General features: G+C 71.1%; 21 protein-coding genes and 1 riboswitch. Of the genes, 9 read left to right on the top strand and 12 right to left on the bottom strand.

Annotation, left to right across the window (positions count from 1 at the left end; all coding sequences use genetic code 11):
- The first annotated feature begins 49 nt into the window (after positions 1 to 49).
- Positions 50 to 472, top strand: a complete 423-nt coding sequence (locus ACX80K_RS14905; RefSeq protein ID WP_459272673.1) for an NUDIX hydrolase — start codon at positions 50 to 52, stop codon at positions 470 to 472.
- On the opposite strand, the gene ACX80K_RS14900 is transcribed toward ACX80K_RS14905, so the two are convergent.
- A complete protein-coding gene (locus tag ACX80K_RS14900; protein WP_459272672.1) occupies positions 469 to 2,376 on the bottom strand; it encodes an ABC transporter ATP-binding protein in 1,908 nt (635 codons plus the stop codon). The two genes, ACX80K_RS14905 and ACX80K_RS14900, sit on opposite strands and share 4 nt — an antisense overlap.
- 222 nt (positions 2,377 to 2,598) lie before the next feature.
- Here ACX80K_RS14900 and ACX80K_RS14895 point away from each other — a divergent pair, with 222 nt between their 5' ends.
- The 3 genes from ACX80K_RS14895 to ACX80K_RS14885 are packed head-to-tail and all read left to right on the top strand — an operon-like array spanning position 2,599 to position 4,859.
- On the top strand, positions 2,599 to 3,417 hold the full coding sequence (locus ACX80K_RS14895) for an amino acid ABC transporter substrate-binding protein (RefSeq protein WP_459272671.1): 819 nt from the start codon (positions 2,599 to 2,601) through the stop codon (positions 3,415 to 3,417).
- Between the two features lie 31 nt (positions 3,418 to 3,448).
- Complete coding sequence (locus ACX80K_RS14890; protein WP_459272670.1) at positions 3,449 to 4,108, top strand: amino acid ABC transporter permease; 660 nt, start codon at positions 3,449 to 3,451, stop codon at positions 4,106 to 4,108.
- Positions 4,095 to 4,859: an amino acid ABC transporter ATP-binding protein gene (locus tag ACX80K_RS14885; protein ID WP_459272669.1), complete on the top strand. Its 765-nt coding sequence runs from the start codon at positions 4,095 to 4,097 to the stop codon at positions 4,857 to 4,859. The genes ACX80K_RS14890 and ACX80K_RS14885 overlap by 14 nt, the downstream gene beginning before the upstream one ends.
- 130 nt (positions 4,860 to 4,989) lie before the next feature.
- Here ACX80K_RS14885 and fdhD read toward each other — a convergent pair whose 3' ends face one another.
- From fdhD to ACX80K_RS14845, 8 genes are all read right to left on the bottom strand, one after another.
- The gene (gene fdhD / locus ACX80K_RS14880) at positions 4,990 to 5,817 is read right to left on the bottom strand and encodes a formate dehydrogenase accessory sulfurtransferase FdhD (protein WP_459272668.1); all 828 of its coding nucleotides are present in this window, start codon (positions 5,815 to 5,817) and stop codon (positions 4,990 to 4,992) included.
- Between the two features lie 95 nt (positions 5,818 to 5,912).
- Positions 5,913 to 7,178, bottom strand: a complete 1,266-nt coding sequence (locus ACX80K_RS14875; protein WP_459272667.1) for a molybdopterin molybdotransferase MoeA — start codon at positions 7,176 to 7,178, stop codon at positions 5,913 to 5,915.
- Positions 7,175 to 7,459 carry a DUF6457 domain-containing protein gene (locus ACX80K_RS14870; RefSeq protein ID WP_459272666.1) on the bottom strand — a complete coding sequence of 95 codons (285 nt, stop codon included), beginning with the start codon at positions 7,457 to 7,459 and terminating at the stop codon, positions 7,175 to 7,177. Before ACX80K_RS14870 ends, ACX80K_RS14875 begins: the two co-directional genes overlap by 4 nt.
- A gap of 17 nt (positions 7,460 to 7,476) precedes the next feature.
- Positions 7,477 to 8,088: a molybdenum cofactor guanylyltransferase gene (mobA, locus tag ACX80K_RS14865; RefSeq protein WP_459272665.1), complete on the bottom strand. Its 612-nt coding sequence runs from the start codon at positions 8,086 to 8,088 to the stop codon at positions 7,477 to 7,479.
- The gene (locus tag ACX80K_RS14860; RefSeq protein WP_459272664.1) at positions 8,085 to 8,582 is read right to left on the bottom strand and encodes an HNH endonuclease; all 498 of its coding nucleotides are present in this window, start codon (positions 8,580 to 8,582) and stop codon (positions 8,085 to 8,087) included. Before ACX80K_RS14860 ends, mobA begins: the two co-directional genes overlap by 4 nt.
- Before the next feature lie 222 nt (positions 8,583 to 8,804).
- Positions 8,805 to 9,734 (bottom strand): NlpC/P60 family protein, encoded by a 930-nt coding sequence (locus ACX80K_RS14855; protein ID WP_459272663.1) that lies wholly within the window; start codon positions 9,732 to 9,734, stop codon positions 8,805 to 8,807.
- Between the two features lie 24 nt (positions 9,735 to 9,758).
- Positions 9,759 to 10,658, bottom strand: a complete 900-nt coding sequence (locus ACX80K_RS14850; protein WP_459272662.1) for a hypothetical protein — start codon at positions 10,656 to 10,658, stop codon at positions 9,759 to 9,761.
- A gap of 5 nt (positions 10,659 to 10,663) precedes the next feature.
- Positions 10,664 to 10,817: riboswitch (cyclic di-AMP (ydaO/yuaA leader) on the bottom strand.
- A gap of 294 nt (positions 10,818 to 11,111) precedes the next feature.
- Complete coding sequence (locus tag ACX80K_RS14845; RefSeq protein ID WP_459272661.1) at positions 11,112 to 11,810, bottom strand: metal-dependent transcriptional regulator; 699 nt, start codon at positions 11,808 to 11,810, stop codon at positions 11,112 to 11,114.
- A 253-nt stretch (positions 11,811 to 12,063) separates the two neighbouring features.
- On the opposite strand from ACX80K_RS14845, the gene serC reads away from it, so the two are divergent.
- The gene (gene serC / locus ACX80K_RS14840; protein ID WP_459272660.1) at positions 12,064 to 13,188 is read left to right on the top strand and encodes a phosphoserine transaminase; all 1,125 of its coding nucleotides are present in this window, start codon (positions 12,064 to 12,066) and stop codon (positions 13,186 to 13,188) included.
- A 201-nt stretch (positions 13,189 to 13,389) separates the two neighbouring features.
- On the opposite strand, the gene ACX80K_RS14835 is transcribed toward serC, so the two are convergent.
- From ACX80K_RS14835 to ACX80K_RS14825, 3 genes are read right to left on the bottom strand one after another with little or no spacing between them, the layout of a single operon-like run.
- A complete protein-coding gene (locus ACX80K_RS14835) occupies positions 13,390 to 14,667 on the bottom strand; it encodes an MFS transporter (protein WP_459272659.1) in 1,278 nt (425 codons plus the stop codon).
- A gap of 34 nt (positions 14,668 to 14,701) precedes the next feature.
- Entirely contained in the window at positions 14,702 to 15,325 is a 624-nt protein-coding gene (locus ACX80K_RS14830; protein ID WP_459272658.1) for a DUF3027 domain-containing protein, read from the bottom strand.
- Between the two features lie 9 nt (positions 15,326 to 15,334).
- Positions 15,335 to 15,718: a cold-shock protein gene (locus tag ACX80K_RS14825; RefSeq protein WP_459272657.1), complete on the bottom strand. Its 384-nt coding sequence runs from the start codon at positions 15,716 to 15,718 to the stop codon at positions 15,335 to 15,337.
- A gap of 181 nt (positions 15,719 to 15,899) precedes the next feature.
- Between ACX80K_RS14825 and ACX80K_RS14820 the strand changes: the two genes are divergently transcribed.
- From ACX80K_RS14820 to ACX80K_RS14805, 4 genes are all read left to right on the top strand, one after another.
- Positions 15,900 to 16,187, top strand: a complete 288-nt coding sequence (locus tag ACX80K_RS14820) for a hypothetical protein (RefSeq protein WP_459272656.1) — start codon at positions 15,900 to 15,902, stop codon at positions 16,185 to 16,187.
- Between the two features lie 80 nt (positions 16,188 to 16,267).
- Complete coding sequence (locus ACX80K_RS14815; RefSeq protein WP_459272655.1) at positions 16,268 to 18,676, top strand: helicase-associated domain-containing protein; 2,409 nt, start codon at positions 16,268 to 16,270, stop codon at positions 18,674 to 18,676.
- The gene (locus tag ACX80K_RS14810) at positions 18,669 to 20,399 is read left to right on the top strand and encodes a DNA repair helicase XPB (RefSeq protein WP_459272654.1); all 1,731 of its coding nucleotides are present in this window, start codon (positions 18,669 to 18,671) and stop codon (positions 20,397 to 20,399) included. Before ACX80K_RS14815 ends, ACX80K_RS14810 begins: the two co-directional genes overlap by 8 nt.
- A 59-nt stretch (positions 20,400 to 20,458) precedes the next feature.
- The gene (locus tag ACX80K_RS14805) at positions 20,459 to 21,169 is read left to right on the top strand and encodes a response regulator transcription factor (protein ID WP_104181012.1); all 711 of its coding nucleotides are present in this window, start codon (positions 20,459 to 20,461) and stop codon (positions 21,167 to 21,169) included.

Genomic DNA, 21,169 nt, shown 5'->3' with positions numbered 1-21,169 from the left:
GCGACGATCCGACGGGTCATCCGGGTGTCGCGCGACGGGGGAGGACCGCATGGCCGACGCCCCGACGATCACCGTCACCGCCCTGTGCCTGGTCGACGGCCGCGGGCGCCTCCTGCTCGTGCGGAAGCGCGGGACGAGCATGTTCATGCAGCCCGGCGGCAAGCCGGAACCGGGCGAGACGCCCGCGGAGACCGGGGCCCGGGAGCTGGCCGAGGAGCTGGGCCTGGCCGTGCGGCCCGGGGACCTCACGCTCCTCGGCACCTGGCGCGGACCGGCGGCCAACGAGGCGGACACGCTCCTCGTCGCCACCGTCTTCCTCTGCCCCCTGACGGCTGAACCGCTGCCGGCCGCGGAGATCGAGGAGCTCGCGTGGCTCGACCTCGGCGACGCCGCGGGACGGCGGGACCTCGCACCGCTGCTGACCGACTACGTGGTCCCCGTCCTGCTGGGGTCGAGGGCGGCGAACCCTTAGACGCCGCTGAGTGCTTCGGGCTCCTCGTCCATCGCCACGTTCTTCTGCACCGCGAACTGCGTGCGGTGCAGTTCCTCGTACCGGCCGCCGAGGGCCAGCAGCTGGTCGTGCGAGCCGCGCTCCACGATCGCACCGTCCTCGACCACGAGGATCATGTCGGCGCTGCGGATGGTGGACAGCCGGTGTGCGATCACCATCGCCGTCCTACCCGCGAGCGCCTCGCTCAGCGCCGCCTGCACTGCCGCCTCCGACGTCGAGTCGAGTGCCGCCGTGGCCTCGTCGAGGATGACGACGCGCGGGTGGGCGAGCAGGAGCCGGGCGATGGTCATGCGCTGGCGTTCACCGCCGGAGAGCCGGTAGCCGCGCTCGCCGACCATGGTGTCGAGCTGGTCGGGCAGCGACCGGACGAGCGGCTCCAGCCGCGCGCGCCGGACGGCGTCCCACACCTCGTCCTCGGTGGCCTCCGGGCGGGCGAGCCGGAGATTGGCGAGGATCGTCTCGTGGAACAGGTGGCCGTCCTGGGTGACCATGCCGAGCGTCTCGCGCATCGACGCGAAGGTCACGTCCCGCACGTCGGTTCCGCCCAGGCGGACCGCGCCGCTGTCGACGTCGTACAGGCGCGCGAGGAGCTGGGCGATCGTCGACTTCCCGGCACCCGAGGTGCCCACGAGGGCGACGGTCTGCCCCGCCTCGATCCTGAAGGACACACCGTGCAGCACCTCCTCGCCGCCCCGCGTGTCCAGCGTGGACACCTCCTCGAGGGAGGCGAGCGAGACCTTGTCGGCGGACGGGTACGCGAACCGGACGTCGTCGAACTCCACCGAGACGGGGCCCGCGGGCACGCGTCCGGCGTCCGGCTTCTCCTGGATGAGGGGCTGCAGGTCGAGCACCTCGAAGACGCGCTCGAAGCTGACGATGGCGCTCATGATCTCCACGCGCGCGTTCGCGAGGCTCGTGAGCGGTGCGTAGAGCCGCGTGAGCAGGAGGGCGAGCGTGACGACCTCGCCGGTGTCGAGCTGTCCCCGGAGCGCGAGGAAGCCGCCGAGTCCGTAGACGAGGGCCAGCGCCAGTGCGGAGACGAGCATGAGCGCCGTGAAGAACACGAACTGCAGCATCGCCGTCCGCACCCCGATGTCCCGCACGCGTGCGGCGCGGACCCGGAACTCCTCGGACTCCTCGTCGGGCCTGCCGAACAGCTTCACCAGGGTGGCGCCGGGAGCGGAGAAGCGCTCGGTCATCTGCGTGCTCATGGCCGAGTTGTGGTCCGCCGCCTCGCGGCGCAGCGCGGCGAGGCGGCTGCCCATGCGGCGGGCGGGCACGAGGAAGACGGGCAGCATGACGACGGCGAGCACCGTGACGAGCCAGGACGTGCTCAGCATGACCGCGAGCGTGAGGATGAGGGCCACGAGGTTGGTGACCACGCCGGAGAGCGTGCCGCTGAAGGCCTGCTGCGCGCCGATGACGTCGTTGTTCAGTCGGCTCACCAGTGCGCCCGTGCGGGTACGGGTGAAGAAGGCGATCGGCATCTTCTGGACGTGGTTGAAGACGGCCGTGCGGAGGTCGAGGATCACGCCCTCGCCGATGCGCGCCGAGTACCAGCGCGTCACGAGGGACACCGCGGCGTCCGCGACGGCCACGAGCGCGATGACGACGGCGAGCCGGACGACGGTGCCCGTCTCGCCATCGGCGACGATCACGTCCACCACCTGGCCGGCGAGGACCGGCGTCGCGACGGCGAGGAACGCGCCGACCACGGACAGGAGGATGAACAGCACGAGCTTCGACCGGTAGGGGACGGCGAACGTGAGGATCCGGCGCAGCGACTCCCGGGAGAACCCGTGCTTCGTGTCCTTCGCCGTCGAGATCCTGTACAGCGAGCTCCAGGCCGCGCCTTCCATGCTCATTGCGATTCCTTCCATGGATGCCAGTCCCGGCTGGGGAGGGCCGATGTCTGGACCCCCGGCGCAACACTTCGGAACAATAAGTGCATGCTCCGGTGTTCACCTCAGTAGTGTTCGACTCCGGTCCCGACCGGGACGGAGATACGTAGGGTTCAAGCCGTTCCCGGCGCCTTCTATTTCCGCCACCGGCCGTGTCCGCCTCTACGAAACCGAAGGAAGCCCCCCATGAAGTATCGCCTGTCCGTCCTCGGAACCGCTGCAGCCCTCACACTCGCGCTCGCCGGCTGCTCGTCGTCGGCCCCGGCCGGCGAGGGTGGTTCGTCGGAGTCCGCGGCGGCGACGTCGCTGCAGGAGATCCAGGATGCGGGCGTCCTGACCGTGGGCACCGAGGGCACCTACAAGCCCTTCAGCTACCACGAGGACGGCAGCGGCGAGCTCACCGGGTACGACGTCGAGGTCATCACCGCCGTCGCGGAGAAGATGGGCGTCGAGGCCGAGTTCGAGGAGACCCAGTGGGACGCGATCTTCGCGGGCCTCGAGGCGGGCCGCTTCGACGTGATCGCCAACCAGGTCTCGATCACGGACGAGCGCAAGGCGACCTACGACTTCTCCGAGCCGTACACCGTCAGCTCCGGCGTGATCGTCACCGCGACGGACAACACCGACATCACCTCGTTCGAGGACCTCTCCGGCAAGACCACGGCGCAGTCGCTGACCAGCAACTGGTACGACCTCGCAACGGAGAGCGGCGCGAACGTGGAGCCCGTCGAGGGCTGGGCCCAGTCCGTCACGCTCCTGGAGCAGGGCCGCGTGGACGCGACCATCAACGACGAGCTGACGTACCTGGACTACCAGAACACGAACAACAACGAGGGCATCAAGATCGCGGCCACCACCGAGGAGTCGTCCCAGAGCGCCGTCGCCGTGCGCAAGGGCAGCCCCGAGCTCGTGGACGCCATCAACACGGCCCTCGGGGAGCTGCGCGCGGACGGTACGCTCACGGAGATCTCCGAGAAGTACTTCGGCTCCGACGTCAGCGAGTGATGCCGGCGCGAGGGGCCGGGGGATCGAACTGATGGACTGGGAACTGCTGCGCTCCTCCTTCTGGCCCATGCTCTCCGGGGGCCTCACGGGCACCATCCCCCTCTCCCTCGCCTCCTTCGCGATCGGCCTGGCGCTGGCGCTCGTCGTCGCGCTCATGCGGATCAGCGGCAAGGCGGTGCTCTCCGGGATCGCGCGCTTCTACGTGTCGGTGATCCGCGGCACCCCCCTGCTGGTGCAGCTGTTCGTCATCTTCTACGGCCTGCCGTCCATCGGGCTGACCATCGATCCGTGGCCGAGCGCGATCATCGCCTTCTCGCTCAACGTCGCGGGCTACGCGGCGGAGATCCTGCGTGCCGCGATCCTCTCCGTGCCGAAGGGCCAGTGGGAGGCCGGCCACACCATCGGCATGTCCCGCGCGCTCACCCTGCGCCGCGTCATCCTGCCGCAGGCGGCCCGCGTCTCGGTGCCGCCGCTCTCCAACACGTTCATCAGCCTCGTCAAGGACACGTCCCTGGCGTCGCTGATCCTCGTGACCGAGCTGTTCCGCGAGGCCCAGCAGATCGCCGCGTTCTCGCAGCAGTTCATGCTGCTCTACCTCGAGGCCGCCGCCATCTACTGGGTGTTCTGCCTCGTCCTGTCCAGCGGCCAGTCCGCGCTCGAGAAGAGGTTGGACCGCTATGTCGCCCACTGAGCCCCTCCTGACCGTTACCGGCCTGCAGAAGTCGTTCGGTGACACCCGGGTGCTGAAGTCGATCGACCTGCGGATCGACAGCGGCCAGGTGGTCGCGCTCGTCGGCCCGTCCGGCTCCGGCAAGACCACCGTGCTCCGCTGCCTGAACGGCCTCGAGACGCCCGACGGCGGGACCGTCGCCTTCAGCGGCGGCCCCAGCGTGGAGTTCGGCGGGAAGGTGACGAAGAAGGAGGCGCTGTCGCTGCGGGACCGCAGCGCCATGGTGTTCCAGAACTACAACCTCTTCCCGCACATGACGGTGCTCGAGAACATCATCGAGGGTCCCGTCCGGGTGCGGAAGCGGCAGCGGAAGGACGCCGTCGCCGACGCCGAGCGTCTCCTCGGGCGCGTGGGGCTCGCCGAGAAGCGGGACGACTACCCGTTCAACCTGTCCGGCGGCCAGCAGCAGCGGGTCGGGATCGTCCGTGCGCTGGCCCTGCAGCCCGACCTGCTGCTCTTCGACGAGCCGACCTCGGCCCTCGACCCCGAACTCGTCGGGGAGGTCCTCACCGTCATCAAGGAGCTCGCCGAGGAGAAGTGGACCATGGTGATCGTGACCCATGAGCTGGCCTTCGCACGCGAGGTCGCCGACGAGGTGGTCTTCATGGACGGGGGCGTCGTCGTCGAGCACGGCCATCCCGACCAGGTGCTGCGCAACCCGCGCGAGGAGCGGACACGCCGGTTCGTCCAGCGCCTGCTCAACCCCTTCTAGCGGTCTCCGTCCGGGGCCACCCCGAGCGGTGCGGCACGACGACGGTACGGCGTGACCCAGTGCTGGCCCGGGGGGCCGGCGCGTGCCCTTCGGCCGCGATCATCAGGCCGCGTTCATCAGGCCGCGTTCATCAGGCCGCGATGCGGTCCGGATGCGAGTAGCAGTTCAGGGTCGTTCCGCGGCTGAAGCCGACGAGCGTGAGTCCGGCGTCGTCGGCGAGGTCCGCTGCGAGGGATGACGGCGCGCTGACGGCGGCGAGCACGGGGATGCCGGCGAGCTGCGCCTTCTGCACGAGCTCGAAGGATGCCCGGCCCGAGACCTGCAGGATGGTGCCGCGCAGGGGCAGCATCCCTTCGCGCAGTGCCCAGCCCACCACCTTGTCGACGGCGTTGTGGCGTCCCACGTCCTCGCGGAGGCAGAGGAGCTCCCCCTCGGCGGTGAAGAGACCGGCCGCGTGGACGCCTCCCGTGCGGTCGAACAGCTTCTGGCTCTCCCGGAGGCGGCCGGGCAGCGAGGCCAGGATCCCCAGATCCACGGGCGCGGGGTCGTCGTGCAGGTCGAACCGCGAGGACTTCCGCACCGCGTCGATCGATGCCGTGCCGCAGATACCGCAGGAACTCGAGGTGTACACATGGCGTTCCATCGCGGTGTCGGGGAGTTCGACGCCGGGCCTGAGCTGCGCCTCCACGACGTTGAAGGTCTGCTGGCCGTTGTCGTCGACGCCTGCGCAGTACCGCAGGCTGGGCAGCTGGCCCGGCTCCCACACGATGCCCTCCGAGACGAGGAACCCGGCCACGAGGTCGAAGTCGTCCCCCGGGGTCCGCATGGTCACGGTGAAGGCGCTGCCGCCGAGGCGGATCTCCAGCGGCTCCTCCCCTGCCAGCACGTCCTCGCGGCGTCCCGTCTGTGCTCCGACGCGGAACTTGGTGATGCGGCGTCGCTGGGTGACCCGGTTCATGCTGCGCTCCTTGCCTCGGTCCTAGAACGAGGTTAGTCGACCCCGGGGGGGTCCTCCGGCCGCCGGTACCACCACGGAGGGGTGGACAGCACCGGTCAGCTCGCGGGCACCACCCAGGGCAGGGTCAGGGCAGGTACGGCGTCGCCCGCCTCGCAGCCCTCGGGCGGGATCACGAGGACGCCGTCGGCGGCGGCGAGGCCGCGCAGCATCCCGGACCGCTGGTGGGTGCTGGGGACGGCATGGCCGGTCTCGACCCGGTAGGGCACGAGCCGGCTCCTGCGGGGCAGCGGCTCGAAGGCGTCCGCACTCGTCATGGTGCGGGGCGCCTCCAGCGGCGATCCGCGCAGCCCCGCGAGCAGCGGGGCGGCCACGGTGAGCATGGCCATCATGGCCGCCAGCGGGTTGCCGGGGAGCCCCACGAGGAAACGGCCGTCCGGCAGCCGGGCCAGCAGCGTCGGATGACCGGGACGCATCGCGATGCCGTCGATGATCATCTCGGCGCCCAGTTCGGTGAGCGCCCGCCGGATGTGGTCCGCGGAGGAGCTGCCCGTCCCGCCGGTGGTGATCAGCACGTCGCCGGACGCGCGCGCCAGGGAGAACTCGTCGGTCGGTTCCGCACTGATGGCCGCCACGACGTCGTCGAGGTCGTCCTTGGCGCGTCCGGCGACGTCGACGTGGCCGCCGAGCATCGCCACGAATCCGGGCAGCTGGGGCCCGAAGGTGTCGCGCACCTGGCCGGGGTACGGCAGTCCGTGATCGATCACCTCGTCGCCCGTCATGAGCAGGGACACGCGCGGGGCCCGGAGGACGGCGAGGGTGTCGTGTCCGCACACTGCCGCGAGGGCGATCTGCGCGGGGTTCAGGACGACGCCGGCGGGGATCGCCTCGGAGCCCTCCTCGGCCTCCTCCCCCGCCGGTCGCACGTGCTCGTGGAGCGACGGCTCGTCGGGCCGTGCCGAGCCGTTGCGTTCGAGCATGTCACCACGGACCGATCCGTGCTCGGTCCGGAGGATGCCGACGGCGTTCTGGGGCACCACTCCTCCCGTGAGGATGAACGTCGCCTCGCCGGGTGCGAGCGACACCTCCCCGGAATCGGAGTGGGGCGAGGGCCTGCCCCGCAGGTGTTCCTCCGGCGTGTGGCTCACGAGCCTCCAGGGTGGCTCGCCGTTGACCGCCCAGCCGTCCATCGCCGATGACGCGTAGTGCGGGATGGCCTGCAGTGCGTGCACCGGTTCGGCGAGCGTCTGGCCGAGGGCATCGCTCAGCGTGACGGTCTGGAACGGCAGGGGACGCCCGGCGGTGTGCGCGAGCGTGCGCGCGGTGGCCCAGTCGACGTCGCGTGCTGCAGCGGCCTCGCTCATTCCGTGGCTCCTTCCGCCGCGGCCTCCGCGCAGAGCGCGTCGGCCACCGCCGTCGCGGAGCGCATGGCGACCTGCTCCTCGGCCTGTCCGCTGCCCACGGCGAGCCCCGCGGCGTAGCCGACGACGAAGGTGGTCAGGGGTGCCGCCGGTCGGACGACGCCGTGGGCGGCCCGGCCGGCGAGCCCGAGGACCGCGTCGATGTCGACGTCGGTCCCGTCGATCTCGAAGGCGGCGAGCAGCTTCTCGGTCCAGTCGTGCAGCAGCTTCTGGCGATCGTCCATGGGCCCTCCGGGTGGTGTCAGGGGACGTCGACGCCCAGCTCTCGTGCGTCTTGCCAGGTGTCGACGTCGTGCGTCGTGCCCGGTGGAACCGGGACGGGTCTGCTCCTCACAGTAGCAAGGAGGCTGTGCATCGACAGGTTGTCCGCGGATCCGCGGCCCAGCACCGCATCGACGGCGGCGGCGAGGTCCTCGGTCCGGTAGAGCGCCGCGAGCGGCTGGTGGCGGCCGTCGTCCACCGCCACGAGGGACGCGTCGGCACCTCCCGCCGCCTCGGCCAGGAGGATCTCGAGGAGCTCGCCGACGCGGGGCATGTCGCAGGCGACGACGGCGTACCAGGGCGCCCTCGGTCGCGGCGAGGCCCGGAACCCGGCGACGACGCCGGCGGCGGGTCCGGCGAACGCGGGTTCCTCCCGGACGAACGACGGTGCGCCCGGCAGCGCGTGGCGTGCGCCGTCGTCGGGTGCGGGGCCCACCACGGTGAGTCGCCGTGCCCCGGAGAGGGCGGCGCACGTGCGCTCGAGCAGGGTCTCGCCGTCGAGGACCAGTCCGGCCTTGGGGACGCCACCGAGCCGGGAGGACCGCCCCCCGGAGAGGATGATCGCATCGAACGGCGGGATGCTCCCGCTCATGCGGCGTTCTCGGCAAGGAACTCGCTCCACTGCGGTGCGGGCTTCTCGAGCTCGCGGATCTGCCACTGCGGGCCGCGCGGCGGGAGTGGCACGATCCGCAGCTTCCAGCCCAGGCTGCTGAGCGTCTTGTCCCCCTTGGCGTTGTTGCACTTGAGGCAGCATGCCACGAGGTTCTCCCAGGTGTCGGCCCCGCCGCGCGAGCGCGGCTGGACGTGGTCGATGGTCGAGGCGGTCTTCCCGCAGTAGGCGCACAGGTGGTTGTCGCGGCGGAGCACCCCGCGCCGGGTGGCCGTCACGTCGTGCCGGTACGGGATCTTCACGTACCGATGGAGGAGGATCACCGACGGGCGGCCCAGGACCTCCGTCGGGCCGACGACGGGCTCCTCGTCCTCCGCGACGACGCTGGCCTTCCCCGTGAGGACGAGCACCAGTGCCCGGCGGAAGGTGACCACCGCCAGTGGTTCATACCCTGCGTTCAGAACAAGAGTGCGCATGAACAAAGCCTCGATGCTGACCTGTTCCCGCAACCGGTTGCCATCCCGGGGTTCGGGAGAAGTGCTTCGGATTGACACTGCAAGGGTAAGCAAAACACATGCGGGCGACCAATCGGCAGAATGGGGTGTCACGTGTGCTGTGGTGCTCAATCTGCTACCCGTGGAACGACGGAAGGACCGGCACACCGTGCCGGTCCTTCCGTCCTGCGGGCTGGCCGCGGATCAGCCGCCCACGCGGATGTACACGCCGCCGGAGCCGAGCTCCGCGGGTGCGATCACGGTGGAGTTGCCGTTGAATCCACCGTGGACGGCCTGGCCGCCACCGATGTACACCGCGATGTGGGCCATGCCCATGCCGCCGTCGGCGTAGTAGATGAGATCGCCCGGAATGGCCTCGCCCGCGCCCACGGTGCGGCCCAGGGACAGGTAGCCTGCCGGCCAGCCGTGGAAGTTGATGCCCGCGGCGGCGAGCGAGTTGCTGGCGAGGCGGGTGCAGTCCTGCGTGACCCCGAGCTGGCCCTTGGCCGCTGCGGCGATCGTGGCGGCGACGCCCGACGACGCTGCGGGTGCCGCGGGTGCCGCAGGAGCGGCGGGTGCCGCAGGAGCGGCGGGTGCTGCCGGGACGACGGGAGCAACGGGGGCGGCCGGTGCGACGGCTGCCGCCGGAGCAGCCACGGGTGCGGCCGCCTTCACTGCCACGGGAGCGGCCGCCCGGGCGACCGGCGCCTGGACCGCCGCGGCGGGTGCAGGGGCTGCGGGCGCTGCGGGCGCTACAGGTTCGACGACGGGGGCCGCCACGACGGGAGCCTCGGCGACGGGTGCCTTGACAGGTGCCTTGGGTGCGACGACGACCTTCGCCTGCACCTTGACGGGCGTCCGGTTGAAGGAGACGACGGAGTCGGCGGGTGCGACGACCGCGGGCCGCGCCGACGACACGGAGACGTTGGAGGCGGCGACGTCGCGCTGCGGCTGCAGGTCGGCCGCGTTGGCGGCGACACCGCTGGTCAGGACGAGGCCCGAGGCCGCGACGATGACGGCGGCCTGGCGGCCTACCCCGGTGGCGTTCGTGGTGACGGCTTTGGCGAGGTTCGAGAAGCCGGCGGTGGTCCGCACTGCTTCTCGATGGCGTGCGGAAATGGCGCGTGAAGACATGGGGGGATACTCCGGTGGTGGTGTTTAGCGGACGCGGACGAAGCTGGCGCCGGGGAGGTCGGACAGGCTGTGGAGGCCGGTGTTCATGCCGTTCAGGCCACCGCTGATGACCTGGCCGTTGCCGACGTAGATCGCGACGTGGCCGCCGGTGATGACGAGGTCGCCTGCGGCAGGGCTGCCGACGACGTCGCCGAACTGGAAGAACTGGCCGGGGGCGAGATCGCCGACGGACTTGCCGACCGAGCGCAGTGCGGTCTCGACCATGGCGGTGCAGTCCTGGGCGACGCCGATCTGGGCGTACGCGGAACCGACGAGGCCGGCGGCGACGCCGGAGGACGGGGCGGCGGGAGCGGGCTGCGGTGCGGGGACCGGTGCGGCAGGCGCTGCTGCCGGCGCGACTGCGGCGGGCGCGGCAGCCGGGGCCGGGGCGGGGGCCGGTGCGGGGGCTGCAACCGGGGCCGGGACCGCGGCGGGGGCTGCAACCGGGGCGGGAGCCGCGACGGGGGCGGGAGCTGCGACAGCGGCGGGGGCCGCGATGGCGGCGGCCGGTGCTGCGACGGGCTCGGCGGGTGCCGGGGCCTCGACGACGGGCTCGGGGGCCGGGGCCTCGACGACGGGCTCGGGGGCGGCGGTGACCTCGACGGCCACGCGGTCGAAGGAGACCGTAGCGGTGGCGGGGACGGTGACCTCGGCCGAGACGACCCGGCTGACGGTCAACGCTGCGGAGGACTGGACTTCGCGCTCAGCGGGGGTGGCGCCGTGGGCCGGCAGGCCGGCGGTCAGGACCAGGCCCGACGCGGCGACGATGACGGCTGCCTGGCGGCCGACGGATCCGGCGTTGGAGGTGACTGCAGTGGACAGGTTCGTCAGCGCACTGACGTTCCGGGCCGCACGGTGGCGGCCCAGTGAAGAGCTATTGGACACGTTGGATTGCCTCTCCCAACGCCTGCGAGGTGAGCTGTCGGATTCGGATGGGAGTCACCCGGCCGCTGCTGTGACACAGCGACTTAACCCCAAGGATTTCGAGAACGAAACCCAGAAATTGGTTCCCCCGCCTCTGCCATGCGATGGTGCGGACGGACCTCGAGCAATGGCAGAGCTAGGCGATTTGCAGGAGGGTGCCGGATCTAGAGCGACTTTGGCACGAGATGAAAGCTACAACAAAAACGCCCTTTTGTCACATTACGGTCACGGAACGGTGTGTTCTTGATGACGACGGCGATTCGGAGGATGATCCCCGGGCTGCGCGCAGAGCCGGTGGACCGGAACGGAGCCGGCATCTCCGTTCCGGTCGGGCCGGCACGGGCTGCGGACGCCTGGAAGGGGCCGTCAGGCGGCGACGTCGTCGGGTGACGGCTGGATCGGTCTGCGCCTTCGTCAGGCCGCGACGGAGACGAACACGTGCGAGGCGACCTCGGGCGGCAGCTCGAGAGCGCCCTCGACCCCCGGGACGCGGACCGACACGTAGCCGCCCACGGACTCCAGGTTGAGCTGCGCGCCGGGGCGGAGGCCGCCCTCGTCGAGCTGCGTGAGCAGTTCGGGGTCCACCTGGATCGGCTCGGCGAGGCGCACCAGCGTGACCTGACGGTCGGGCGAGTAGGTGCCCATGGCGGACAGCAGGGTCACGACGCCGTCGGTGAACCGCTCCGACTCGACCCCTCCGATGGCGGCGAGGCCGGGGATCGGGTTGCCGTACGGCGATTCGGACGGCCTGCCGAGGAGTTCGTAGAGCCGCCGTTCGACGCGCTCGCTCATCACGTGTTCCCAGCGGCAGGCCTCGTCGTGGACGTAGGCCCAGTCGAGGCCGATGACGTCGCTGAGCAGGCGTTCCGCGAGACGGTGCTTGCGCATGACACCCGTGGCCCTGCGGCGGCCGAGCTCCGTGAGTTCGAGGTGCCGGTCCCCGGAGACGACGACGAGCCCGTCACGCTCCATGCGACCGATGGTCTGGGAGACGGTCGGCCCCGAGTGGCGGAGGCGCTCGGCGATGCGCGCGCGGAGGGCGACGATGTTCTCTTCCTCGAGTTCAAGGATGGTCCGCAGGTACATCTCGGTGGTGTCGATGAGGTCCGTCATGCGGTTCTACTCCTTGGTGCGGTGCGGGTGCGCGGCTGGAGTGCCTCACGCCGGTGAGACGAGCCACAGCCGCCACGGCAGGCTCCGCCCCACGCCCCCCAAGGTTAACCCATGGCGCGACAGGCTCGGCAATCGGACGGAAGGGTCCGGGACGGTCACCTGCAGGCACCGTCCGGGGCGTTCACAAATGGAGGCCGCCGGAGCGCTGGGGCAGAATGAGGGCCGTACCCGCCGCCGACAGCTGGAGCACCTCATGAGCGACTCGCCCCGCATCCCCGAACACCTCCTGCCGACGGACGGTCGCTTCGGCGCCGGGCCGTCGAAGGTACGGGAGGGGCAGCTCGACGCACTCGCGGCCGCGGGCCGGTCGCTGCTCGGCACCTCCCACCGCCAGGCACCGGTCCGGGACCTGGTGGGCCGCGTGCGGGCGGGCCTCAGCACGTTCTTCGGTGCTCCCGACGGGTACGAGGTCGTCCTCGGCGTCGGCGGTTCCACCGCGTTCTGGGACGTCGCGACCTTCGGCCTGGTCGAGCACAAGGCCCAGCACCTCTCCTTCGGCGAGTTCGGGTCGAAGTTCGCCTCGGCGACCAGCAAGGCGCCGTTCCTCGAGACGTCCACCGTCATCACCTCAGCACCCGGGACGCGCCCCGAGCCTGTCGCGGAGGCCGGCGTGGACACCTACGCCTGGCCCCAGAACGAGACGTCCACCGGTGTCGCCGCTCCGGTCCGGAGGGTCGACGGCACGGACGACGGTTCGCTCGTGATCGTCGATGCCACGTCCGCAGCGGGAGGCCTCGACGTCGACGTGGCGGAGGCCGACGTCTACTACTTCGCGCCGCAGAAGAACTTCGCGTCCGACGGAGGCCTGTGGCTCGGGCTCTTCTCCCCCGCCGCGCTGGAGCGTGCAGCACGCATCGACGCCGGGGACCGCTGGATCCCGGATTTCCTCAACCTGCAGACCGCCATCGACAACTCGCGCCTGAACCAGACCTACAACACGCCGGCGCTGGCCACGCTCGTCACGCTCGATGCGCAGGTGTCCTGGCTCAACGAGCAGGGCGGCCTGCCGTTCGCTGCTGCCCGCACCGCGGACTCCGCAGGGCGCCTGTACCGCTGGGCCGAGGGGTCCGACGTCGCCGACCCGTACGTCGTACGCCCCGAGGACCGCTCGAACGTGATCGTGACGGTGGACTTCGACGACGCCGTCGACGCGGCGCGCATCGCAGCGATCCTCCGCGCCAACGGGGTCGTCGACGTCGAGCCGTACCGAAAGCTCGGCCGCAACCAGCTCCGCATCGCCACGTTCGTGGCGATCGAGCCCGACGACGTCTCGGCGCTGATCGCCTGCATCGACCACGTCGTCGAGAACCTCCTCTAGGTCCGTCGCGAGGGGCGGCTCGAACGGCCGGCGGGTGTGCCGGTCCGACGGGCTGGTGCCCGGCTGAGGGGCAGGCCGCTGCGGTCGGTGGCAGCAGGAAGCACAGGTGGAACCTCCCGGGTGCGGAACGGGTCGGCCCCACCGGGGCTCGGCGCCCGGCAACTCAGCGGGCCCTCGGTGCGATCCCGCTCGCAGGAGGTATCAGGCCGGGCTGTCGCCCGCCCCTGCCTCGTGGTCGAGACGCAGGCGACGGGGCGCCGACCTGTCGTAGCGCAGGCGCACCTCGTGGTAGCGCCATGCCCAGAAGATGCCGACCGCGGCCGCGACGAGTCCGGACGCCGCAGCAACCCCGAGGCTCCACCGCGGACCGAAGGCATCGGAGACCCAGCCCACCACCGGCGCGCCCAGCGGCGTCCCGCCCAGGAAGATGGCGAAGTACAGGGCCATGACACGGCCACGCATCGCGGGATCCGTCGTCGTCTGGACATAGGCGTTGGCACTCGTCATCAGTGTCAGGGCGAAGAGGCCCACCGGGACGAGGGACAGCCCGAACAGCCACAGATTCGGGGCGAGAGCCGCGAGGATGCAGGCCAGACCGAACGCCGCCGACGCCCCGAAGACGAACCGCAGGCGCGGCCGGTCCCGCCGTGCGGACAGCAACGCCCCCGCGACCGATCCCACGGCCATGACGGATGACAGGACACCGAAGACACCGGCGTTCTGCCCGAACTCCGTACGCGCCATGGCAGCGATGAAGACGGCGAAGTTCAGGCCGAAGGTGCCGACGATGAAGATCGCGAGCATCACCACCATGAGGTCCGGCCGCAGGCGGACGTAACGGAATCCGGCGCGGATCCGTCCCTTGCCCGGGGCCTGGCGGGGTTGCTTGTTCAGCTCGGAGCTGCGCATCACGAGCAGCACGTAGACCATCGCACCGAACGTCAGGGCATTGATCATGAAGACCCAGCCCGGACCGACCCCCGCCGTCAGGAGACCGGCGACGGCCGGGCCGATCAGGCGTGCGCCGTTGAAGGACGCGCTGTTCAGGGCCACGGCATTGGGCAGGTAGTCGTCGCGCACGAGCTCGGACACGAAGGCCTGCCGTGCGGGGGCGTCGAAGGCCGAGACGATGCCGAGCGCCAGGGCGAACGCATAGACGTGCCACAGAACGGCGACATCGAGGAGAACCAGCAGACCGAGGCCGACACCGAGGAGCGCCATGGCCACCTGGGTGACGGCGAGCAGGCGCCGCCGGTCGACCGTGTCCGCGATCAGGCCCGCCCACGGCGCGATGACGAGCTGTGGCCCGAGCTGGAGGGCCATGACGACGCCGAGGGCCGATGCGCTCTGCGGGGTGAGGATGTCGTAGACCAGCCAGTCCTGGGCGGTCCGCTGCATCCAGGTGCCGATGTTGGAGATCAGGGCACCGATGAACCAGAGCCTGTAGTTGTGGATGCCGAGCGATCGGAAGGTGCTCATGCCTGTTCCGTCCCGCTCCGGCGCCCCAGTGCGATCACCCGGCGTCGGTGGCTTCCACGGTGTCGTCGGTGGATTCCTGCTCGTCGGAGTCAGCAGCAGATGGCGCCTGGTCGTCACGTACATCGACCGTGGCGGCGGCGGTCGACGGCTCGTCCACGGGGAAGGCCGCAGGTGCTGCCTCGTCGTCACGTGCAGCCGCCGGGGAGGCCGCGGGAGCCGGCTCGTCGGCCGGCGAGTCCTCGGGGCGCACCCGCTCGGACCACGGCAGCCACTCGGGTGCGAGGAGCGACGTCGCCGAGGGCAGCAATCCGACCTCGCAGACCGTCACCTCCTTGCTGCGCGCCACGCGGGCGACGCTCGCGTACCAGTGCCATCCCCCGTACCCGGGCACGAACGCCTCGAAGCGGTGCGTGACGAGGCGTTCACCCTCGACGACGGCGGAGACGTGGCTTCCCACCTGAGCCTCCGGAGCGACTTCGAGGATCCCGAGCCGGGCACGGTCCACCGCTGCTTCGAGCACGACGTCGGATTTGGGGATGCGGCGCGACGCCCGCGGCTTCCGCGGTGTCCCGGCCTGCGCGGCATCGGCCCCTGCGGGCGTCGTCGCTGCATCGGTCGGAGCAGCGGCGTCGGCGGTCTCCAGGTTGCTCGAGGTCATGATCGAAGCCTACGCGTCGAGGTCGTCGGCCACGGCCCGCAGGACGGCGGCGACCTTGGAGGCATGCGCCTTCTCGGGGTAGCGGCCCTTGCGGAGATTGTTGGACACCCCGTCGAGGAGCTTGATGAGGTCCTCGGTGATGACTGCCATGTCATCCGCACTCTTCCGCGTGGCCTTGACCACCGAGGGTGCCTGCTCGAGGATGCGGGCGGACAGCGCCTGGGGCCCGCGCCGCCCGTCGGCCACACCGAATTCCAGCTTCGTGCCGACCTTCACCTCGCTCACGCCGGCGGGGAGCGCCGAGGCGTGCAGGAACACCTCCTGGCCCTCGTCGGTGGACAGGAAACCGAAGCCCTTGTCCGCGTCGAACCACTTCACTTTGCCGATGGGCACGTCGTCTACCTCTTCTTAGCTGTACCGGGCGGCGAGCGCCTGCGGTCCGGGCCCCGCTCCGCGGCCACCGCCCGGTGTCCGGGCTCACCGCCGCTCGAACTGACCGGGGAAGTCTGTACCCCCTAGGATATAGCGTCCCCCGCGGCCACCGGTGCCGTGGTTCTTGTAGTCTGGGACGGCTATGACCCCCGACGAACCGGCACCCGCGCCCTCCCCCGACCACCTCCAGCGAAACACCGGAGACGAAGCACCGGACGGCACGTCGCGCGGGCGGTCGGTGGTCCTGGTCCTCGCGGTCGTCTTCGCAGCACTCGGACTGCTGTCGCTCGCGGCCATTCTGGCCACCGCGTTCCTCCAGGGCACCGTGTGGCCCGGCTTCGTGCTGGCCACCTACTTCTGCCTGCCGATCGCCTTCCTCCTGATGGCGTTCCTCGTCGTCTGGTCCGCGGTCTCGCGCCGGAGATCCTGACTCCGCGCCACCCGTCGAGGCGGACATGCGACGCCCGGACGCCCCCTCCCGTGTCGGCGGTGGCGGGTACCCTTGGAGGAATGTCCGCCATCCGAGCACTGGCCGAACACCTGGCCCGCAGGAGCGACGACGACCTGCGCGGCCTGCTCGCCGTCCGGCCCGACCTCATCCTCCCCCCGGTGCCCGACTTCGCTGCGCTCGCGGCACGTGCCTCCACCCGCGTCAGCCTGCAGCGTGCCCTCGAGAACGTCCCCCGTCCCCACCTCCAGGTGCTCGAGGCGATCGTCGTCCTCACCGACGACGGCGGCGGTCCCGTCCCGCTCTCGCGTCTCACCACGGCGTTCACGCACCCCGATGCGGAGGCCCTCGACGCCGTCCTCATGGATCTGGCGGCGCGGGCGCTGATCGTCGGGTCCGCGACGGAGGGTTACCTGCCCGTCGGCGCCCTGGCCGACGCCGTCGGCCCCTACCCCGCAGGCCTCGGCAGGCCCTTCCGCGCCCTCGCCCGGTCCATCCCGCGTTTCGGGCCCGCGCTGATCCAGGCCGTCCCGCTCCTCGATCCCGCGGCCGGCGACGACTCGCTGACGAGCGCCTCCGCCGCCCAGTACCTCACCGATCTGACGGCTGATCCGGCGGGATGGGACCGCGTCCTGGCCGGCGCCCCCGAGGCCGCGGTGGCCCTCCTGGCCCGACTCCGGGACGCCCCGGTGGGCTCGACGGCGGCCGGAGGCGACGGTGGCACCCCGCCGGCCGTGCGCTGGCTGCAGGACCGGTGCCTGCTCGCTCCGCTGGACGCCCTGCACGTGGAACTGCCCCGCGGCGTCGGGATGGCGCTGCGCGGACATGCCGTCTTCGCGGCCCTCGAGGTGACGCCGCCCACCGCGACGGGGAGCACGACCCGGACGAGCCTGCGGGACAACGCGGCCTTCGGCGCCATCGCGGAGACGCTCCGGCTCGTGACCGTCCTCCTCGGTTCCGTCGCAGCCACGCCTGTCACCACGCTGCGGTCCGGTGGTGTCGGGGTGCGCGAGCTCCGGCGGGTCCGCGAGGCACTGCGCAGCGACGACGGCTCGACGGCATGGCTGCTGGAACTCGCGGCCGCCGTCGGACTCATCACCCTCGACCCGGACGACTCGCGCTGGAAGACCTCCCGCCTCGACGCCTGGGACGCCCTGGACCGGGACGCACAGTGGCTCCTCCTCGTCGAGGGCTGGCTGGCCGTGGACCGCGCACCGGCGCTGGTCGGGTCACGGTTGCCGGACGGGACCGCGATCAACGCCCTCGCCGCCGAGGCGTCCCGACCCGATGCCCCGATGGTCCGCCAGCGCCTCCTCGCCGTCGCCGTGGAACTGTCCGACGCCGTTGAAAGCCCCGCCCGGCCGGCCTCCGGCTCGACGGCATCACCCGTCCTCGACGAGGAGTCCGTGGTCGGCCTCGCGTCCTGGCACCAGCCTCGCCTGCAGCGCCGGTTCGCCCGCCTGCTGCCCGGCATGCTGACCGAGGCAGCGTCCCTCGGACTGACCGGCGGCGGGGCACTCACCGGGGCCGGACGGCTGGTCGCCGACGGTCGCTTCGAGGACGCCGCACACGCCGTCCGCGAGGTGCTGCCGGACGCGGTCTCCCAGGTGGTGCTGCAGGCGGACCTCACCGCCGTGGCACCCGGGTACCTGCAGCCGGAGATCGCCCGCGGGCTGCTGCGCATGGCCACGCCCGAGGGGCAGGGCCCGGCCACCACCTACCGGTTCTCCGCCGACTCGATCCGCACCGCGCTCGACGCCGGCGAGGACGCCCCGTCGATCCTCGCCTTCCTGCGTTCCTCCTCCGTCACGGAGATCCCGCAGGCCCTCGCCTACCTCGTGGAGGACACCGCGTCCCGTTACGGCACCCTCCGCGTGGGCCGCGCCGGGAGCTACCTCCGCACCGAGGACGACGCCGTCGCCGCCGCAGTACTGGCCGACCCGCGGGCCGCTGTGCTCGGCGTCGTCCAGATCGCGCCGACCGTCCTGGTCTCGCCGGCCTCCGCGCCGGAGCTGACCTCCCTGCTGCGGGACCTCGGGTTCTCGCCGGCTTCGGACGCCGTCGCCGTCGTCGCCCCCTCCCCTGCCGGGGAGCCCGCGGTGCCTGCCCGCGTGCCCCCCGACCAGCTCCGGTCCCGGCTCAACCCGTGGTCGGTGGCTGAGGAGGAGATCGCTGCGCAACTCGTCGCCCTGCGCTCCGCGAAGCCGCTCCCGCCCGACCCTGCCGGCGGTTCCGACAGCGACACGCTCCTCGGGCTGGAGACCCTCCGTACGGCCATCCGGTCCCGCAGCCGCATCCGCCTCGGCACCGCGGACAGTGAGGGGAATCATGTGCGCCAGGTCCTCGTTCCCCTCTCGGTGTCGGGAGGCCGCCTGCGCGTGGTCGACCCCGAGACGCAGGTGGAGAAAGTAGTGTCCGTGCATCGTGTGATGGACGTGGAGATCCTCGAAGGGAGCACCGCAGATGGCTGACGGGCCGCTGATCGTCCAGAGCGACAAGACCATCCTGCTCGAGGTGGACCACCCCCGGGCCACCGAGGCACGGCACGCGATCGCCGCCTTCGCCGAACTCGAACGCGCCCCCGAGCACGTGCACAGCTACCGGCTCACACCGCTGGGGCTCTGGAACGCGCGTGCGGCAGGGCTCGACGCCGAACGTGTCCTCGACACGCTCCTGACCTATTCGCGCTTCCCGGTGCCGCACGCCCTGCTGATCGACATCGAGGACACCATGTCCCGCTACGGTCGGCTCCGCCTCGAGAAGGACCCCCAGCACGGCCTGGTCCTGCGCACCATGGACTACCCCGTCCTCGAGGAGGTCCTCCACGCCAAGAAGATCCAGCCGCTGCTCGGGCCGAGGATCGACGGCGAGACCGTCGTCGTCCACTCCTCCCAGCGCGGCCAGCTCAAGCAGCTGCTGCTCAAGCTCGGCTGGCCCGCCGAGGACCTCGCGGGCTATGTGGACGGCACGCCGCACCCGATCGTGCTCGACGAGGACGGCTGGACGCTCCGGCCCTACCAGCAGCTCGCCGTGGAGAACTTCTGGGCGGGCGGCTCGGGCGTCGTCGTCCTGCCCTGTGGCGCAGGGAAGACCCTCGTGGGTGCGGCCGCGATGGCCACGAGCCAGACCACCACCCTGATCCTCGTCACCAACACCGTGTCGGCCCGGCAGTGGAAGGACGAGCTGCTCAAGCGCACCTCGCTCACCGAGGAGGAGATCGGGGAGTACTCCGGCGCCGTGAAGCAGGTGCGGCCCGTGACCATCGCGACGTACCAGGTCCTCACCACGAAGCGCGGCGGACTGTACCCGCACCTCGAACTGCTCGACGCGAACGACTGGGGCCTCATCGTGTACGACGAGGTCCATCTCCTCCCCGCCCCGATCTTCAAGATGACCGCGGACCTCCAGGCACGCCGCCGGCTGGGCCTGACGGCGACCCTCGTCCGTGAGGACGGCCGTGAGGGCGAGGTGTTCTCGCTGATCGGCCCCAAGCGCTACGACGCGCCGTGGAAGGACATCGAGGCGCAGGGCTACATCGCCCCGGCCGACTGCGTCGAGGTGCGCGTCGACCTGCCGCGCGACGAACGGGTGGCCTACGCCATGGCCGAGGACGCCGACAAGTACCGACTCTGCTCGACGTCGGACACGAAGTCGGACGTCGTGGAGAAGCTCGTCGCGGTGCACAGGGACGAGCAGCTCCTCGTGATCGGCCAGTACATCGACCAGCTGGACGACCTCGCGGCACGCCTCGACGCTCCGGTCATCAAGGGCGAGACGACCGTGAAGGAACGGCAGCGGCTCTTCGACGCCTTCCGGGCGGGCGAGGTCCACGTCCTCGTGGTCTCCAAGGTCGCGAACTTCTCGATCGACCTGCCCGAGGCGGCGGTGGCCATCCAGGTGTCGGGCTCGTTCGGGTCACGGCAGGAGGAGGCCCAGCGGCTCGGCCGCCTGCTGCGGCCGAAGGCCGACGGACGGGCCGCCCGCTTCTACTCCGTCGTCGCCCGGGACACGCTCGACCAGGACTTCGCGGCGAAGCGGCAGCGGTTCCTGGCCGAACAGGGCTACGCGTACCGCATCCTCGACGCCGGGTCCATCGGGGACGAGCCCCTGGACAGCACGTCGGCCGGGGACGCGCCCGCCCGGGGCCCGTCGGCCGGCGACGCACCGACCGGCGACAAGGAGCCCAGGGACTAGACAGCAAGCCCACAGGGGCGGTCCAGCCAATTCACAGACAACGTGCGGATACTGGTGGGGTGAAGAAAACAGCCCCCGAAGCGAAACTCCTGGTCGTCGACGACGAACCGAACATCCGCGAGCTCCTGTCGACGTCGCTCAGGTTCGCCGGCTTCGACGTCGTCGCCGCCGCCAACGGACGTGACGCCCTTGCCGCCGCCGAGACGCACAATCCCGATCTCGCCGTGCTGGACGTGATGCTGCCCGACATGGACGGATTCACCGTCACCCGGCGCCTGAGAGCTGCGGGCCGGCACTTCCCTGTCGTCTTCCTGACCGCCCGGGACGACACCGACGACAAGGTCACCGGGCTCACTGTCGGCGGCGACGACTACGTCACCAAGCCCTTCAGCCTCGACGAGGTGGTGGCCCGCATCCGCGCCGTCCTCCGCCGCACGCACCCGCTCGAGGACGACGACGCGGTGATCCGCGTCGACGACCTGGAACTCGACGACGACGCGCACGAGGTGCGGCGCGGCGGGGAGGTCATCGATCTCTCCCCCACCGAGTTCAAGCTCCTGCGCTACCTCATGATGAATCCCAATCGCGTGCTCTCCAAGGCGCAGATCCTGGACCACGTCTGGGAATACGACTTCAACGGTGACGCCTCGATCGTCGAGTCCTACATCTCCTACCTGCGCCGGAAGATCGACCGGAACCCCGACGCCGTAGCCCTGATCCAGACCAAGCGCGGCGTGGGATACCTGCTCCGCACCGCCGACAAGCGGTAG

The organism is Arthrobacter sorbitolis (assembly GCF_054510995.1).
This window is presented reverse-complemented; position numbering and strand designations above follow the sequence as displayed.

What these genes read in the sequence shown, in the direction of transcription:
- ACX80K_RS14905 (WP_459272673.1), top strand. Translation starts at nt 50, where the DNA reads ATGGCCGACGCCCCGACGATCACCGTCACCGCCCTGTGCCTGGTCGAC.
- ACX80K_RS14900 (WP_459272672.1), bottom strand. Translation starts at nt 2,376, where the DNA reads ATGAGCATGGAAGGCGCGGCCTGGAGCTCGCTGTACAGGATCTCGACG.
- ACX80K_RS14895 (WP_459272671.1), top strand. Translation starts at nt 2,599, where the DNA reads ATGAAGTATCGCCTGTCCGTCCTCGGAACCGCTGCAGCCCTCACACTC.
- ACX80K_RS14890 (WP_459272670.1), top strand. Translation starts at nt 3,449, where the DNA reads ATGGACTGGGAACTGCTGCGCTCCTCCTTCTGGCCCATGCTCTCCGGG.
- ACX80K_RS14885 (WP_459272669.1), top strand. Translation starts at nt 4,095, where the DNA reads ATGTCGCCCACTGAGCCCCTCCTGACCGTTACCGGCCTGCAGAAGTCG.
- fdhD (WP_459272668.1), bottom strand. Translation starts at nt 5,817, where the DNA reads ATGAACCGGGTCACCCAGCGACGCCGCATCACCAAGTTCCGCGTCGGA.
- ACX80K_RS14875 (WP_459272667.1), bottom strand. Translation starts at nt 7,178, where the DNA reads ATGAGCGAGGCCGCTGCAGCACGCGACGTCGACTGGGCCACCGCGCGC.
- ACX80K_RS14870 (WP_459272666.1), bottom strand. Translation starts at nt 7,459, where the DNA reads ATGGACGATCGCCAGAAGCTGCTGCACGACTGGACCGAGAAGCTGCTC.
- mobA (WP_459272665.1), bottom strand. Translation starts at nt 8,088, where the DNA reads ATGAGCGGGAGCATCCCGCCGTTCGATGCGATCATCCTCTCCGGGGGG.
- ACX80K_RS14860 (WP_459272664.1), bottom strand. Translation starts at nt 8,582, where the DNA reads ATGCGCACTCTTGTTCTGAACGCAGGGTATGAACCACTGGCGGTGGTC.
- ACX80K_RS14855 (WP_459272663.1), bottom strand. Translation starts at nt 9,734, where the DNA reads ATGTCTTCACGCGCCATTTCCGCACGCCATCGAGAAGCAGTGCGGACC.
- ACX80K_RS14845 (WP_459272661.1), bottom strand. Translation starts at nt 11,810, where the DNA reads ATGACGGACCTCATCGACACCACCGAGATGTACCTGCGGACCATCCTT.
- serC (WP_459272660.1), top strand. Translation starts at nt 12,064, where the DNA reads ATGAGCGACTCGCCCCGCATCCCCGAACACCTCCTGCCGACGGACGGT.
- ACX80K_RS14835 (WP_459272659.1), bottom strand. Translation starts at nt 14,667, where the DNA reads ATGAGCACCTTCCGATCGCTCGGCATCCACAACTACAGGCTCTGGTTC.
- ACX80K_RS14830 (WP_459272658.1), bottom strand. Translation starts at nt 15,325, where the DNA reads ATGACCTCGAGCAACCTGGAGACCGCCGACGCCGCTGCTCCGACCGAT.
- ACX80K_RS14820 (WP_459272656.1), top strand. Translation starts at nt 15,900, where the DNA reads ATGACCCCCGACGAACCGGCACCCGCGCCCTCCCCCGACCACCTCCAG.
- ACX80K_RS14815 (WP_459272655.1), top strand. Translation starts at nt 16,268, where the DNA reads ATGTCCGCCATCCGAGCACTGGCCGAACACCTGGCCCGCAGGAGCGAC.
- ACX80K_RS14810 (WP_459272654.1), top strand. Translation starts at nt 18,669, where the DNA reads ATGGCTGACGGGCCGCTGATCGTCCAGAGCGACAAGACCATCCTGCTC.